The organism is Rhizobium sp. SVR5-9E (assembly GCF_056755095.1).
The window spans coordinates 1-235 of sequence record NZ_JBNDHS010000755.1 but is presented as its reverse complement, the minus strand read 5'-3'; the positions used below and the strand labels follow the sequence as shown (position 1 = coordinate 235).

General features: G+C 64.7%; 1 protein-coding gene. It reads right to left on the bottom strand.

Annotated elements, in window-relative coordinates; genetic code table 11:
* Positions 1-195: adenylyltransferase/cytidyltransferase family protein (locus ACPYOJ_RS36855; protein ID WP_481420612.1), on the bottom strand; the 195-nt coding region annotated here is incomplete at its 3' end.
* Positions 196-235: the final 40 nt, after the last annotated feature.

Below are 235 nucleotides of genomic sequence, written 5' to 3'. Positions count from 1 at the left end.
GAACACGGTGCGGGGATGCGGCTCGAAGGTCAGCACCAGAGCTGGAACGCCCCGCTCCCTGGCGATCTCCAGCGCCCGATCGAGGACCGACTGATGACCGCGATGCACACCGTCAAAATTGCCGATGGCGATGACGCCGCCCTTGAGATCGTCGGGAAGCGGGTCGCGGGTCTCGTTGCGATGGAAAACGGTCATCGTCTGCCACTCCGGTCAAGCAAGGCGCGGCATCCACCAC